We start from the raw sequence: 15,763 nt of genomic DNA, 5'->3' as shown, positions 1-15,763 counted from the left end.
GCGTACGCATCGAGAGCATGATTCGAACCGAAGGACCGCGTCAGCGAAAAGTGGGAAGCGGTTTTCGGAAAAGATCATGCCCTTTAGAAAAGAGTTAGGTCAGAAGGGCGTTTCCATCAAACGTGATCCTGATCTAGGCGGTCTTGCATTCAGGCGGCGAAGAGGACCAAGGCATGCCGGGGGAAAACCCGCCTCGCGCGGGATCGGCCGTTTCCGGCGGCCATGACGATTCCGATAGCAATGGCTCCGTCACGACAGGCGGTGGCCTGAAGAGGCGCGTTGGCGCCCGCACCGCCGGCTTTCTTGCCACCTCAGCTCTTGCCGGCCCGCTCACCTCGTTTGCCGCCCATGCCGAGCCGGCCATTGCGCAGAAGGCCGGACTGTCGGTCAGCGCGGTCGAAGTCATCCAGCTCGCCATGTTCGTCGGCGTCATGGGCGCGGCACTGGTCTCGGCCATCTTCCTGATCCGCGAAAGAGCCCGCACCTCGGCGCAGAATGTCGAACTCAGAGCCCGCATTGCCGACATCAATGCGGCGCTGCAGCGCTCCGAGGCGCTGCTCAATCTGCGTGACCAGCGCGTCATCGTCTGGGCGTCGGAGAACAAGAAGCCGGAGCTGATCGGCACGCTGCCGCTGGAAAGCGGTGCGCCGGACGACCGTGCAGCCTTCCTCGCCTTCGGCCGCTGGCTGATGCCGCGCTCGGCGGCGGCGCTCGAAAATGCCGTCGCTGGTCTGCGCGAGAAAGCGAAACCCTTTGATCTCGTGATCGAATCGCAGGCCGGGGCGCCGCTTGAAGTGCATGGCCGCAAGAGCGCCGCGCATGTGCTGGTGCGCTTCGTCTCGCTGTCGGAGACGCAGCGAAGCCAGGCCAGGCTGAAGATCGAGAACCAGCGGCTGGCCGCCGACTACGAGACGATGATCGGCCTGCTCGACGCCTTGCCGATGCCGGCCTGGCTGCGCGCCACCGACGGGCGGCTGAAATGGGTCAACCGTGCCTATGCCGGAGCGGTCGAGGCACCGAACGCCGAGACCGCGGTGCGCGAAGCCAAGGAATTCCTCGGCGCCCAAGCGCGCGAACAGATCGCCGCGCAGCACAAATCGCGCCCGATCTTCGAACAGACGCTGTCGACGGTGATCGAGGGCGACCGCCGGGTGTTCGCCGTCACCGACTTCGCCGGTGCCGACGGCTCGGCCGGTCTTGCCTGCGACACCAGCGCCACCGAAACCATTCGCGGCGAATATGAGCGCACGGTGCGCAGCCATGCCGACACGCTCGACCAGCTCAACACGGCGGTGGCGATCTTCGATGCCAACGAGAAGTTGCGCTTCTTCAACCAGGCGTTCCAGAAACTGTGGGGGCTGGACCCGGGCTTCCTGCACAGCGCGCCCGACAATGCGCTGCTGCTCGACCGGCTGCGCAGCGAAGGCAAGATCGCCGAGCAGCCGGAATGGCGGCGCTGGAAAGAAGGCCTGCTTGGCGCCTACCGCGCGGTGGAATCGCAAGAGCATTGGTGGCATCTGCCCGATGGCAAGACCATCCGCGTGGTGGCCAACCCGCAGCCGAAGGGCGGCGTGACCTGGGTGTTCGAGAACCTGACCGAGAAGATGGACCTCGAAAGCCGCTACCAGACGGCGGTGCGGGTCCAGGGCGAAACGCTCGACAATCTGGCCGAAGGCGTCGCCGTGTTCGGTCCCGATGGGCGGCTGCGCCTGTCGAACCCGGCCTTTGTCGCGCTGTGGGGACTGAGCCAGGATGTGATCAAGCCCAACGTCCATGTCTCGGCGATCCGCGATCTCAGCGACCAGCGCGCCGTCGACAGCCCGTGGGGCGGGTTCGTCGCCGCCATCACCGGTTTCGACGACGAGCGCCGCGACCGCCATGGCCAGACCGAACTGAAGAACGGCACAGTGCTCAGCTACGCCGTCATCCCGCTGCCCAACGGCCAGGTGATGATGACCTTTGTGGACGTCACCGACAGCGTCAATGTCGAGCGCGCGCTGAAGGACAAGAACGAAGCGCTGCAGAAATCCGACCAGCTGAAGAACGAGTTCGTGCAGCATGTCTCCTACGAGCTGCGCTCGCCGCTGACCAACATCATCGGCTTCACCGAGCTTCTGTCGCTGCCGGCGACCGGGCCGCTCAGCCCAAAGCAGCGCGAATATGTCGAGCATGTCGGCTCGTCATCCTCGGTGCTGCTCACCATCGTCAACGACATACTCGACCTCGCCACCGTCGACGCCGGCATCATGCAGCTCGACATTTCGGAAGTAAGCGTCGAGCGCACCATCGAGGCCGCGGCCGAACTGGTCGCCGACCGGCTGCAAGAGCATTCGATCAAGCTCCGGATCGACGCCGCTGCGGCGCCGAAGAGTTTTCACGGCGACGAGACCCGGGTTCGCCAGATCCTCTACAATCTGCTCAGCAACGCCGCCAATTACGCGCCGGAGGCGAGCACTATCACGCTTGCCTGCCGGCATTTGGAGCAAGGTGTGGAATTCTCCGTCCATGACAACGGCCCCGGCATGCCGCCGGACCTGCTCGATTCGGTGTTCCGCCGCTTCGAGCCGCGCACCAATGGCGGGCGCCGGCGCGGTGCGGGCTTAGGCCTGTCGATCGTCAAGAGCTTTGTCGAGCTGCACGGCGGCAGCGTGCGCATCGAGACCGGCAAGGACAAGGGCACCACCGTCATCTGCACCTTCCCCGATGCACCGTCGGGCATCCGCGCCGCGGCCGAGTAGCGCGCTCGATGACTGTTGTTGTGCTGGAGCGTTTTCTCGCCGACGAGGCTGCGACCGCAAGGCTCGGCGAAGACCTGGCCATGGCGCTGCGGCCGGGCGACGTGCTGGCGCTCAAGGGCGATCTCGGCGCCGGCAAGTCGACGCTGGCGCGGGCCCTGATCAGGGCGCTGGCCGATGATGCCGGCCTCGATGTGCCGAGCCCTACCTTCACCTTGGTGCAAAGCTACGACACGCGCATCCCCGTGCACCATTTCGATCTCTATCGCCTGTCCTCGGCCGGCGAGATGGACGAGCTGGGTTTCGACGAGGCGCTGCTGCAGGGCGCTGCCCTTGTCGAGTGGCCGGAACGGGCGGAGGCCGCTCTTCCGAGAACGTCGATCTGGATCGAACTCGTCCATCAGGACGAAGGACGATTGGCGAAACTATCGGGCCAAGGCGTTGCCTTCGAACGCGTGGCGCGATCGCTGGCGATGCGCGATTTCCTCAAAACGGCCGGTTGGGGCGACGCCGCGCGGCGCCATTTCGTCGGCGACGCCTCGGCGCGCTCTTACGAGATTGTTTCGCTCGCCGGCCTTGCGCCGCGCGTGCTGATGAATTCGCCAAGGCTGGTGCTGGGGCCGCCGGTGCGCGACGGCAAGCCCTATGCCGTGATCGCCCACACGGCGCAGTCGGTCACCGCTTTCGTCGCCATCGACAAGGCGCTGCTGGCGCAAGGTGTCAGTGTCCCAAAAATCCATGCCGAGGATCTCGAGCAAGGGTTTCTGCTGCTGGAGCATCTGGGCTCGGAAGGTTTTCTCGACGGCAATGGTGAGCCGGTGGCCGAGCGCTACGCGGCAGCAGCCGAATTGCTGGCCATGATGCATGGCAAGACCTGGCTGCCGCGCATGGAAGCCGTCCCAGGCGTCTTCCACGAGGTGCCGCCCTTCGATCGCGACGCCATGCTGATCGAAGCCGATCTCTTGGTCGATTGGTATGTGCCGATGGTGACCGGCAGCCCGGCAAGCGAGGCTTTACGCGCCGGCTATCACAGGGAATGGAACGCGGTTCTCGATCGGCTGGACACACAGGAATACACGCTGATGCTGCGCGACTTCCATTCGCCCAACATCATCTGGCGCGGTGACCGCAAAGGCCACGACCGCCTCGGCATCGTCGACGTCCAGGACGCGCTGATGGGTCCGGCGGCCTATGATGTTGCGTCGCTGGCCATGGATGCCCGCGTCACCGTTTCGCCCGATATCGAGCAGCGGACCGTGGACGCCTATGTCGCTGCGCGCCACGCCGCCGTCGGCTTCGATGAGGACGCCTTCCGCGCGGCCTATGCGATCATGGCGGCGCAGCGCAATTCAAAGATCCTCGGCATTTTCGTGCGGCTCGAAAAGCGCGACGGCAAGCCCTATTATCTCCGACACCTGCCGCGCATCCGCGATTATCTCAGGCGGGCGCTGGCGCACCCGGCGCTGGCTCAGCTGAAGGAGTTTTACATGGCACATGGCCTGCTGGAGGAACGGCTCCCGTGACCTTGACCACAGCGATGGTGCTGGCGGCGGGTCTTGGCAAGCGCATGCAGCCGATCACCGACACCATGCCGAAGCCGCTGGTGCGGATCGCCGGCAGGACCTTGCTCGACTGGGGGCTGGACAGTCTCGAAGCGGCCGGCGTCGAGAAAGCCATCGTCAACGTGCACTATCTGCCGGACCAGATCGTCGCCCATATAGCCCACAGGCGGGCGCCAAAGATCGTCATTTCCGACGAGCGCGACGCACTGCTGAATTCGGCGGGTGGCATCGTCAAGGCATTGCCGCTGCTGGGCAGCGACCCCTTCTACATCATCAACGCCGATACGTTCTGGATCGACAGCGGGCAGCCCAGCCTCGAGCGCCTTGCCCTTGCATGGGACGGCGCGAAAATGGATATTCTGCTGATGCTTACCGATCTCGACTCGGCCACCGGACACGGTGTCGGCACGGATTTCCTGATGGCGCCGGATGGCGGCCTGCGGCGCTCGAAAGGCGATCCGGCCGGGTTGATCTATGCCGGAGCGGCAATCGTCAATCCCGCCATCTTCAGGGATGCGCCGGCCGGGGCGCATTCGCTCAACATCTATTTCGACAAGGCAATCGCCTCTGGCCGTCTGTTCGGCATGCAGATGCGCGGAAGCTGGATCACCGTCGGCACTCCCGACGCCATTCCGCAGGCGGAAGCGGCGGTCGCCGACGCTCTCGCGAAGGTGGTATGAGCGGCGCGCGCCGCNCCATTCCGCAGGCGGAAGCGGCGGTCGCCGACGCTCTCGCGAAGGTGGTATGAGCGGCGCGCGCCGCGTTCTTTCGATCCCGCCCGGAGCGCCATTCCTGCCGACTCTGGCCGAGGCCTTGCTGGCCGGACGGCTGGTGCCCGGCTTCCGGTTCGACGGCGATCCGCTGGCGCTGGCTGATGTCACCATCTATGTGCCGACACGGCGCGCGGCCCGTGCGCTGCGCGGCGCTTTTGTCGACGCGCTTTCGGGACCGGGAGGGAGCCGCCGTTCGGCGATCCTGCCGGTCATCCGCCCGCTCGGAGAGTTCGACGAGGACGAAGCCGCCTTCGACGCCGGCACGCCGACCGAGCTTGAAATGGCGCCGCCGATCGCAGCCATCGAACGCCTGCTGCTGCTGGCGCCGCTGGTGCAGGCCTGGAAGCGCACCTTGCCGGCGCATGTCCTTGATATGTTCAACGAAGAGATCGTCGTGCCGGCCTCCGCCGCCGATGCGATCTGGCTAGCGCGTGACCTCGCCCGGCTGATGGACGAGATCGAAACCGAAGGCACGGACTGGAGCAGGCTTGCCGATCTGGTCACCGGCAATCTTGCCGGATGGTGGCTTGTGACGCTCGATTTCCTCCGTATCGTCACCGAGGCCTGGCCGAAATTGCTGGAGGAGCGCGACCGGTCCAACCCGGCCGCGCACCGCAATGCGCTGATCCGGCGCGAGGCGAAGCGGCTGGAACGCAACCCGCCCAAAGGCCCGGTGATCGCCGCCGGCTCGACGGGCTCTATTCCCGCCACGGCCGAACTGCTTGCCACGGTCGCCAGCCTGCCCAACGGCGCCGTGGTGCTGCCCGGGCTCGATGGGATGCTGGACGAACCGTCTTTTGCCGCGATTGGGGCGCCCGGTGCGCGGCCGGCACTGCTTGGCCACCCGCAATACGGCATGGCCAAGCTGATCGGCAAGATTGGCGTGCTGCGTGGCGATGTTGAGGAAGTGGTCTCCGCCGAGCCCGCACTGGCGCTCCGCGCGGCCCTTGTCGGCGAGGCGCTGCGGCCGGCCGAGACCACGGAATTATGGGCCGAGACCCGCATACGCTTCAACGCCGTAGACATCGCCGAGGCCTTCGCCGACGTGACGCTGGTCGAAGCCGCCAGCGAACGCGACGAGGCGGCGGCGATCGCCATCGCGCTGAAAACCGCCGTGGAACAGCCGGGACTAAGGGCAGCGCTCGTTACCGGCGACCGCGGGCTGGCGCGGCGCGTCTCGGCCGAGCTGTTGCGCTTCGGCGTGATCGCCGACGATTCCGGCGGCACGCCGCTCGCCAACACGCCTGCCGCCAGCCTGCTGCGGCTCACACTTCAAGCGGTATTCCGGCCCGGCGATCCCGTCGGCCTTTTGTCGCTGCTCAAGCATCCGCTGCTCGGGCTCGGACTTGAGCGCACAGGCGTGCGCCATGCCGCCGAGCTCATCGAACTCGTGGCGCTGCGCGGCGGCACCGGACGCCCCGACATCGCCTCTTTGCCAGCACTGTTCGAGGAGCGTCTCGCCGGGCTGCGCGGGGACAAGCGCCAGCCCTTCTGGTTTTCGCGCCTGAGCGTGCGCGGCATCGACAATGCCCGCGACATGCTGAGCCGGCTTGTGGCGGCGCTGGCGCCGCTGACTGCCTTTCGCGGTGAAGAGAATGCCGATCTCGTCGCGTTGACCAAAGCGAGCGTCGCCGCGCTGGAAAATCTCGGCCGCACGGCGGAGGGCAGCCTGGCTGAACTTTATGCCGGCGACGCCGGCGAGAAACTCGCCGAGCTGCTGCGCGGTGTGGTCGCCGCGTCTGCATCGTTCGACTTCCCGGCCGACGAATGGCCTGATGTGATGGACGCGCTGGTAGCACCGGAAACGGTCAAGCCGGGGCAAGGCACAGACCGCAACATCGCGATATGGGGCGCGCTGGAGGCACGGCTGCAGAGCGTCGACACGCTTGTCATTGGCGGGCTGAACGAAGGCGTGTGGCCACGCAAGCCGGAAAGCGATCGCTTCATGTCGCGGTTGATGAAGACCGGCATCGATCTCGAGCCGCCGGAGCGCCGTNCCTTGCCGCCCACGACTTCCAGATGGCGATGGGGGCGAAAAAGGTGGTGCTGACGCGCTCCGCCCGAGCCGGCGACGCACCGGCGGTGCCGTCGCGCTGGCTGCAGCGCATCCTCACCTTCATCGGCAAGGATCCGGCGGCCGCATTGCGCGGGCGCGGCGACGAATTGCTTGCCTGGGCGCGCGCGCTCGATGCCGGCGAGCGGCAGCATTTCGCGCCGCGACCGCAGCCGAAACCGCCGCTGAGCATGCGGCCCACCCACTTCTCGGTGACCGCGATCGAGACGTTGCGACGCGACCCCTATGCGGTCTATGCAAGGCGTATTCTGAGCCTTCTGCCGCTCGAACCGGTGATCCGCGATCCCGGTGCGGCCGAGCGCGGCACGCTGTTTCATGACATCCTGCATCTGTTCTCGACAGAGGTGGCGGATCCCCGCGCGCCCGAAGCTCTGGAACGCCTCATCGCTGCCGGCCGGACCTGCTTTGCCGAGATCGCCCTGCCCGCCGACGTCGAGGCTGTGTGGTGGCCGCGCTTCGAAAAGCTTGCCGCCAACATCATCGAATGGGAGCGCGGCCGCGCTCCCGCCGTCGCCCGGCGGCATGCCGAGGAGCGCGCCGAAAAGACCGCTGTCGGCCGCACCGGCGTGACGCTGTCCGGCTATGCCGACCGCGTCGACCTTTTGGCCGGCGGCATGGCCGACATTCTCGACTACAAGACCGGCTCGTCCCCGTCCAAGGCGCAGGCCCACACGCTGCTGGCGCCACAGCTGGCGCTCGAAGGGGCGCTGCTCCGGCGCGGCGCCTTCAAGGGGCTTGGCGCGCGCGAGCCCTCCCAGCTCGCATTCGTGCGGCTGAAGCCGAATGGCGAAGTGTTCGAGGAATCCATCCTCGACTACAACCGCCAGCCTCGGACCGCCGAAGACCTCGCCGAGGAGGCTTGGGCGCGGTTGGAAAAGCTGCTGGTCCACTATGCCGATCCGACGACCGGCTATCTGTCGCGGGCGCTGCCTTTTCGCGAGGGCGAGAGCGATGGCGATTACGACCACCTGGCGCGCGTGCTCGAATGGTCGGCCGGCGGCGACAGCGATGACGAGGCGGGGGAGGCATGAAAAAAGCCTATCCCATTCCCAGCGAAACCGCCGCCAGCCAGACGCGCGCTTCCGACCCGAAGAACTCGGCCTGGGTGTCGGCCAATGCCGGATCCGGCAAGACGCATGTGCTGGCCCAGCGCGTCATCCGGCTGCTGCTCAACGGCACCGATCCGTCGAAGATCCTGTGCCTGACCTATACGCGGGCGGCGGCCGCCAACATGTCGAACCGTGTGTTCTCGACCCTCTCGGAATGGACGGCGCTCGGCGATGCCGAGCTTGCCACAAGGATTGAGGCGGTGGACGACCGCCGACCCGACCGCGACACGATGCGCCGGGCGCGCCGGCTGTTTGCCGAAGCGCTGGAAACACCGGGCGGGCTGAAGATCCAGACCATACACGCCTTCTGCGAATCGGTGCTGCACCAGTTTCCGCTGGAGGCCAACATCCCGGCGCATTTCGAAATGCTCGATCCGCAGATGGAGGCCTCGCTATTTGCCGGCGCCCGCCGCGACATGATTTCGGGCACGTCAGCCGGAGACGCCGGACTGGCCGAGGCCTTTGCCACCGTGCTGGAGCGCGGCGGAGAACACGGGCTCGATGCGCTGCTCGCCGAAATCGTGCGCAAGCGCGACGGGCTGCGCGGCTTCATCGATGCGGTCCGGCGCGACGGCGCCAGCTTTCAGGCCCTGTTCGACGAATTCCATTTTCGCCCCGGGCAGAACGCCGAAGACATCGCGGCATCGGTATGGCCGCTGCCGGGTTTCCTGCCGGACTTCTTTGCAGTGTTCGCCAGTGCCGCCGAGGCCGCCGACGCCCGCACCGTGCTCAACAATCTCTTGCCCTATGCCCGCTTGGCCTTTGCCGAGACGGACCCGATCCGCCGGCTGCAGATGCTCGGCAAAGCCTTCCTCAAGGCCGATGGCGACCCCTATGATCCGGCAAAGGCATTCAAGAAGGCGCTGCTCGAGCGGCTGCCCGACCTTCCCGAGCGCTATCTGGCGGCCGTCAAGGCGATATCAGAGGTTTCCGACCGGCTGGCGCTGTTCCGAATGCTGGAAGGCACGGTCGCGGCGTTGACCATAGCCGACTGGCTGATCGTGCGTTACGAGCGCCTGAAGCGCGGCCGCGGCTTTCTAGACTTCAACGACCTCATCACCCGCACGGTTAACCTTCTGGCGCGGCCGGATGCCGGCCCCTGGGTGCAGTACAAGCTCGACCAGGGCATCGACCACATCCTGCTCGACGAGGCGCAGGACACCAGCCCCGACCAGTGGGAGGTGGTGAAGCGGCTGGCGGAGGAGTTCTTTGCCGGCCACGGCCAGCGCGGCACGACCAATCGCACGGTGTTCGCCGTCGGCGACGAAAAGCAGTCGATCTATTCCTTTCAGGGTGCCGCGCCGGATTCCTTCGCCGACAGCCGGCTCTTGTTTTCCGGACGCGTGAACGCCGCCAATGCTTCGTTTGCCGACCTGAAACTGACCTGGTCGTTCCGCTCGACCGACGACGTGCTTGCCGCCGTCGACCGCGTCTTTGCCGATCCGGGCGTGCGGCGCGGCATCAGCCACGACCCCGATCCGCTCGACCACAAGGCGATCCGCAACGACGCGCCTGGCTATGTCGAGGTCTGGCCGTCGCTCGGCGCTGACGCCGTCGAGGAGCCCGACGACTGGACGTTGCCGGTCAATCATGCCAGCGCGCCGGCTGTGCGGGTGGCCGAGCACGTGGCTGCGACCATCCAGGCCTGGCTCAAGGACCGCGAGATCATCGAGGGCAAGGGACGCAGGCTGAGGGCCGGCGACATTCTTGTGCTGGTGCGCAAGCGCGACCGCTTCGTCCATGCGCTGTCGCGCGCGCTGAAGGACCGCGATATTCCCGTCGCCGGCGCCGACCGGCTGAGCCTGCCCGGCCACATTGCGGTCAAGGACCTGATCGCACTCGGCCATTTCCTCATCCAGCCGCAGGATGATCTGTCGCTCGCCGCCGTGCTCCGCAGCCCGGTTTTCGACGTGTCGGAGGAGACGCTTTTTACGCTTGGCGCCGGACGGCCAGCCGGAACATCGCTGATCGCCTCACTACGCCAGCATGCTGGCGACAATACCGCGCTGACCGATGTCGTTGCCCGGCTCGACGGCTGGGCCAACGAGGCGGCGTTCCGGCCCGTGTTCGAATTCTACGCCGGGGTGCTGGCGCGCGACGGCCTGCGCAAGAAGATGATCGCCCGGCTTGGACCGGAAGCCGGCGACATCCTCGACGAATTCCTGAGTTTCTGCCTGGCCGAGGAACGCACCGGACTGCCGGGGCTGGAAGCCTTTCTGGCGACGCTGGAGAACACCGGCCCGGAGATCAAGCGCGAGATGGACCAGACGCGCGACGAGGTCCGCGTCATGACCGTGCACGCCGCCAAGGGCCTGGAAGCGCCTGTTGTCTTCCTGGTCGATGGCGGGTCGGCGCCGTTCAGCGACCAGCATCTGCCGCGGCTGATGCCGTTCGACGCTTCGGGCCGCAATTTCGACGGCAAGGGCTATCTCTGGCGCTCGGCCGCCGATGTCGCGAACGGCTTCTCCAAGGCGGCCTCGGCCAGGGCGCGGGAGCTTGCCGACGACGAATACCGCCGGCTGCTCTATGTCGGCATGACGCGCGCCGAGGACCGGCTGATCGTCTGCGGCTATCACGGCAAGCGTTCGCCGAGCACCGGCACCTGGCATTCGATTGTCAGCCGCGCGCTGCTTGCCGCGCCGGAAAGCACGGAGCGCCATCATCCCGCCAGCGGCGAGCCGGTGCATCGCTTCGTCATCACCAAGCTGCCGCCGGTGGCGCTGGCAGCCGCCGACGAGGCGCGGCTGCCGCAACCGCTTTTGCCGTTCTTGCCGGCAAACCTGTTTCGCCCTTTGCCGCCTTATGAAGAACTGCCGCGCCCGCTATCGCCCTCTGGCGCTTCGGCGCTGATCGACGAGGGCAAGGAGGCGGTCGTCGATACGCGTTCGCCGGTGCTGGACAGCGAAGCGGAGCCCGGTTTTGCCGTGATGCGCGGGCTGGCGCTGCACAAGCTGCTGCAGATGCTGCCCGGTTTTGCCGAAGACGAACGGCAAGGCGCGGCGGCGCAGTATCTCATTCGAGCCGGCGCCGACTGGCCGGAGGCCGAGCGCAACAAGGCGCTGGCTTCGGTGATGGCGATCCTCAGAGATTCGCGTTTTGCCGGGCTGTTTTCGCCGTCGTCCCGCGCCGAAGTTGCTGTGATGGGCAGCCTTGAGGTCAAGGGCAGACTGCGCTCGATCTCCGGCAAGATCGACCGGCTGGCGGTGACGCCCGAGCGCGTATCGATCGTCGACTACAAGACCAACCGGCCGGCGCCCGCAGGCCTGGCCCAGGTGCCGCCGGCCTATATACTGCAGCTGGCGCTCTACCGCGCGCTGCTCCAGCCGCTTTACCCCGGCCGCGCGGTGACGGCAGCACTGCTGTTCACCGAGGCACCGAGGCTTATCGAACTGCCGGCGCAGGCGATGGATGACGCCCTTGCCCGACTCACGGGAGCGTGACACAAGTTCTGCTTGAAGAAGGGCTGCTCAACCACCACATTTGGTGCGAGATAAATTTCGAAAGGATTTTCGCATGGCCACCGTCAAGGTCGACAAGAGCAATTTCCAGGCGGATGTGCTCAACGCCTCGCAGCCCGTCGTCGTGGATTTCTGGGCCGAATGGTGCGGCCCCTGCAAGATGATCGGTCCGTCGCTGGAAGAGATCGCCAACGAACTCGGCGACAAGATCAAGATCGCCAAGCTGAACATCGACGAGAACCCTGAGCTTGCCGCCCAATTCGGCGTGCGCTCGATCCCGACGCTGATGATCTTCAAGGGCGGCGAAGTCGCCGACATGAAGGTCGGCGCCGCGCCGAAGACCGCGCTGTCGCATTGGATCAATGGCAGCCTCGCCTGATCCTATAGGAGTTTCTGAAGTTAAGCCCGGCCCTGGCGCCGGGCTTTTCTTTGGCGTTATCGCCTGACCTCTCTGGCCCTCGCGCCTGAAGGCTCCATGTCTTCTGCTTGAGGCTGGACAGGAGAGACAGAATGACCGGATCCGCCAAGGCCACCGTCTTCATCGACAACGAGCGCGTCATCGTCACCGAGTATCGGTTCCAGCCCGGCGACAACACCGGCTGGCATCGCCACGGCCACGACTGTGTCGTGGTGCCGCTGATGGACGGCAAGGTGAAGCTGGTGACCAAGGACGGCGAGAGTTTTGCTGAAATGAAGAAGGGCGCGCCCTACTTCCGCAAGGAAGGCGTCGAGCACGACGTCATCAGCGCCAATGACGGCGAATACGCCTTCATCGAGATCGAGCTGAAATAGGCCTCAGACTGGTGCCGCGGCCGCCGATGTCTATTTAGTTTGAGCCACGGTTTTTTTGGCCTGCCTAGGCTTGCCGGGCTTCCGTCCGGTCGCGGGCTTCAGGACCTGCCCATATCCCTCTATAGCGCCCGTATACACACGATAGAGAAACGTCTCTCGGCTTACGAAATACGCGACACTGGGCTGGCCGGATGTATCATTGGGGCGCGTCGGTCTGTGGGCCACTCGAACAATTGGGTGCGGTGGCTCGATGGCTCCCGGTAACATCACATGATCGCCGACCCGCGGAGCATATTCAAATATCAGCTCCTCCGGCGGGTCGTTGTCGACGGTAACAAGACACTTCACAACCATTCGAGCTTGCCTCCATGCTTCGCCAAGCATATCGGGGCTTCTGCCCGAGGGGCAACCGCCCGATAGATTCCCCGGGCCAAAATACTACCAGTCGGCGATGCGATCCCCGCCGGTGAATTGCGCGCTTTTTGCGGTGTATTCGAACAGCTCGATCTTCACGCCGTTGGGGTCGCGGATCCAGGCCTGAAACGTGTCGTCGCAGGCATGCTTCTTGGCCGTGATATCAATGCCTTTCGACTTGATGTGGGCGATCGCCGCATCGATGTTTTCCACCTCAAGGCAGAAATGGTTGATCTGGTTGAGCTCGCTATGGCTGGTGCCGTCCTTCTGGAACACCTCGACATGGCTGCGATCGCCGCAATTGAGGTAGAAGCCGAAGATCTTGCCGTCGCGCAGGAAGTTGAACTGCGTGTCGAGGCCGAGCACGTCGCGGTAGAAGGCCCGCGTCGCTTCCAGATCATGCGCGAAGATGCAGACATGGGCGAGTTGCTTCACCTTGATCATCACCGGCTCCCTCGCGAAAGTGTGGACTCAGGTCGGTGGCGTGCCGTTTTCGGCCAGCACCGCACCGGCGAGATACAGCGAACCACCGATCAGGATGCGCGGCGCCGGGCCGTCCCAGGTGTCGCGCAACAGCATCAGCGCGCTGGCGACGGAGCTGACCGGCTCGGCGGTGAGGCCGGCCTCGGTCGCCCGGATCGCCAGTTCGTCATTCGGCACACCGGCGTCGCTCATGCTCACCGGCACGGTGTAGACATGGCGGACCAGGCCCTTGAAGGCGTGGAAATAGCCGCTCTGGTCCTTGGTGTTGATCATGCCGGCAATCAAAAACAGCGGCCGCGGGTTCTTTTCCTCCTGCTCGGCCAAGGCTTCCGCCACCACCACGCCGGCGCCCGGATTGTGACCGCCATCGAGCCAGATGTCGGCGCCCTTGGGAGCGAGGTCCGCCAGCCGGCCCTGTGCCAATTTCTGCATGCGGCCCGGCCATGCGACGCTCGCCATCGCCTTCTCAGTGGCGCGATGACTGATTTCGAAACCGGCTGCCTTGACGGCGGCAATCGCTGCCGCCGCATTGGCGAACTGGTGGCGCCCGGGCAGGCGCGGTGGCGGCAGGTCCATCAGCCCGTCCTCATCCTGATAGACCATGCGGCCGTTTTCCTCGAAGGCGAGAAAATCCTGGCCGTAGACGAAGGTCGGGCAATCCAGCCGCTCGGCGGTTTCGATCAGCACTTGCAGCGCCGTCTCGCTCTCCTGCGCGCCGATGACCACCGGGCAGCCGCGCTTCATGATGCCGGCCTTTTCGGCGGCGATCAGTTCGACCCGGTCGCCGAGATAGGCTTCGTGATCCATCGACACCGGCATGATCACCGACACCGCCGGCCGGGCAACGACATTGGTGGCGTCGAAGCGGCCGCCAAGGCCGACCTCGATGATGGCGGCGGCAGCCGGATGTTCGGAAAACAGGATGAAGGTGACGGCGGTTAGGATTTCGAAGACGGTGATCTTCTGGCCTTGATTGGCCCGGGCGACGCGGGCGATGGCCTCGGCGAAGGTCTCGTCGTCGACCAGCCGGCCGCCGCCCTCGGCCGCCAGTCGGTAGCGCTCGGCCCAGTTCACCAGATGCGGCGAAGTGTGGACATGGACAAGGTGGCCGCCGGCTTCGAGCAGCGCGCGCGAAAAGGCCGCGCACGAGCCCTTACCGTTGGTGCCGGCGATATGGATGACCGGCGGCAGCCGCTCCTGCGGATTGCCGAGGCGTTCGAGCAGCCTTGTGATGCGGTCGAGCGAAAGGTCGAAGCCTTTCGGATGCAGCGCCATCAGGGCTTCGATTTCACGATCTGCGGCAAGCGTTGTCATGAGCGAATCCTACGCATGCGCGCAGGTGCACGCAATCGCGGTTTGCGGCCAGAAATGTCGCGTCAGGCCTGCGGGCGGGCTTCCGTCGGGATGACCGACGGCGGCAGGATTTCCGGCTCCAGCGGCTTTTGCTCCTGCGGCAGTTTGAGCAGGATTTTCAACAGCCGTGAAATCGTCTCGCGCAGTTCCAGCCGCGACACCACCATGTCGACCATGCCGTGCTCCATCAGATATTCGGAGCGCTGGAAACCGTCCGGCAGTTTCTCCCGGATAGTCTGCTCGATGACGCGCGGGCCGGCGAAGCCGATCAGCGCGCCGGGCTCGGCGATATGCACGTCGCCCAGCATGGCGTAGGAGGCGGTGACGCCGCCGGTGGTCGGGTTGGTCAAGACGACGATGTATGGGAGGCCGGCTTCCTTCAGCCGATCGACGCCGATCGTGGTGCGCGGCAACTGCATCAGCGACAAGATGCCTTCCTGCATACGCGCGCCGCCGGAGGCGGCAAACAGGATCAGCGGCCGCTTGCGCTGCAAGGCGACCTCGAAACCGTGCACAATGGCGTCACCCGCGGCCATGCCGAGCGAGCCGCCCATGAAGGCGAAATCCTGCACCGTCACTACAACCGGCAGGCCCTCGACCGTGCCCAGCGCATTGATGATGGCGTCTTCCAGGCCGGTCTTGGCCTTGGCGTCCTTCAAGCGGTCGGTGTAGCGCTTCTCGTCGCGGAACTTGAGCGGGTCCTGCATGACCTTGGGGTTCTCAAGCTGCTCGTATTTGCCGTCGTCGAGGAAGAATTTCAGCCGTTCCTTGGCCGAAATCTTCATGTGATGGCCCGATGACGGGATGACGAACTGGTTGGATTCCAGGTCCTTGTGAAACACCATCTCGCCGGTCTCGGGATCCTTGATCCAGAGATTCTCGGGCATGTCGGTGCGCCGGCCGAGCATCGAATTGATCCTCGGGCGAACGTAATTGGTGATCCAGTTCATCGCTTCGGCTCCTGTCCTGACGAAGAGTTGGCTCGTGCATGTCGCCCAAAAGTGGGAACC

At 65.5% G+C, this 15,763-nt stretch carries 9 protein-coding genes and 1 pseudogene; 7 read left to right on the top strand and 3 right to left on the bottom strand.

The window, feature by feature from the left end:
• Nucleotides 1–173 precede the first annotated feature (173 nt).
• The 7 genes and pseudogenes from X728_RS142095 (at nt 174) to X728_RS142120 (ending at nt 12,503) form a co-directional block, all read left to right on the top strand.
• Nucleotides 174–2,738, top strand: a complete 2,565-nt coding sequence (locus X728_RS142095; protein ID WP_023672300.1) for a PAS domain-containing sensor histidine kinase — start codon at nt 174–176, stop codon at nt 2,736–2,738.
• Between the two features lie 8 nt (nt 2,739–2,746).
• On the top strand, nt 2,747–4,258 hold the full coding sequence (gene tsaE, locus X728_RS142100) for a tRNA (adenosine(37)-N6)-threonylcarbamoyltransferase complex ATPase subunit type 1 TsaE (protein ID WP_023828823.1): 1,512 nt from the start codon (nt 2,747–2,749) through the stop codon (nt 4,256–4,258).
• 14 nt (nt 4,259–4,272) lie between these two features.
• Nucleotides 4,273–4,977: a nucleotidyltransferase family protein gene (locus X728_RS142105; protein ID WP_031195822.1), complete on the top strand. Its 705-nt coding sequence runs from the start codon at nt 4,273–4,275 to the stop codon at nt 4,975–4,977.
• A gap of 64 nt (nt 4,978–5,041) precedes the next feature.
• Nucleotides 5,042–8,175: pseudogene (gene addB, locus X728_RS01000000167165) on the top strand (double-strand break repair protein AddB).
• Nucleotides 8,172–11,693, top strand: coding sequence for a double-strand break repair helicase AddA (gene addA, locus X728_RS142110; protein ID WP_023832650.1), 3,522 nt, complete (start codon nt 8,172–8,174; stop codon nt 11,691–11,693). The pseudogene addB and the gene addA overlap by 4 nt, the downstream one beginning before the upstream one ends.
• A gap of 73 nt (nt 11,694–11,766) precedes the next feature.
• Complete coding sequence (trxA, locus tag X728_RS142115) at nt 11,767–12,090, top strand: thioredoxin (RefSeq protein ID WP_023672297.1); 324 nt, start codon at nt 11,767–11,769, stop codon at nt 12,088–12,090.
• A gap of 131 nt (nt 12,091–12,221) precedes the next feature.
• A complete protein-coding gene (locus X728_RS142120) occupies nt 12,222–12,503 on the top strand; it encodes a cupin domain-containing protein (protein ID WP_023832649.1) in 282 nt (93 codons plus the stop codon).
• Between the two features lie 438 nt (nt 12,504–12,941).
• Here the strand turns inward: X728_RS142120 and X728_RS142125 are convergent, their stop codons facing one another.
• From X728_RS142125 to accD, 3 genes are all read right to left on the bottom strand, one after another.
• On the bottom strand, nt 12,942–13,361 hold the full coding sequence (locus tag X728_RS142125) for a VOC family protein (protein ID WP_023693068.1): 420 nt from the start codon (nt 13,359–13,361) through the stop codon (nt 12,942–12,944).
• Nucleotides 13,362–13,388: 27 nt separating this feature from the next.
• Nucleotides 13,389–14,714, bottom strand: coding sequence for a folylpolyglutamate synthase/dihydrofolate synthase family protein (locus X728_RS142130; protein ID WP_023728840.1), 1,326 nt, complete (start codon nt 14,712–14,714; stop codon nt 13,389–13,391).
• Nucleotides 14,715–14,776: 62 nt separating this feature from the next.
• Nucleotides 14,777–15,703 (bottom strand): acetyl-CoA carboxylase, carboxyltransferase subunit beta, encoded by a 927-nt coding sequence (gene accD / locus X728_RS142135; RefSeq protein WP_023687437.1) that lies wholly within the window; start codon nt 15,701–15,703, stop codon nt 14,777–14,779.
• Nucleotides 15,704–15,763: the final 60 nt, after the last annotated feature.

The organism is Mesorhizobium sp. L103C119B0, from assembly GCF_000502235.1.
GTDB lineage: Bacteria > Pseudomonadota > Alphaproteobacteria > Rhizobiales > Rhizobiaceae > Mesorhizobium.
The sequence above is the reverse complement of the archived record's forward strand: the minus strand, read 5'-3'. Positions and strand labels throughout refer to the sequence as shown.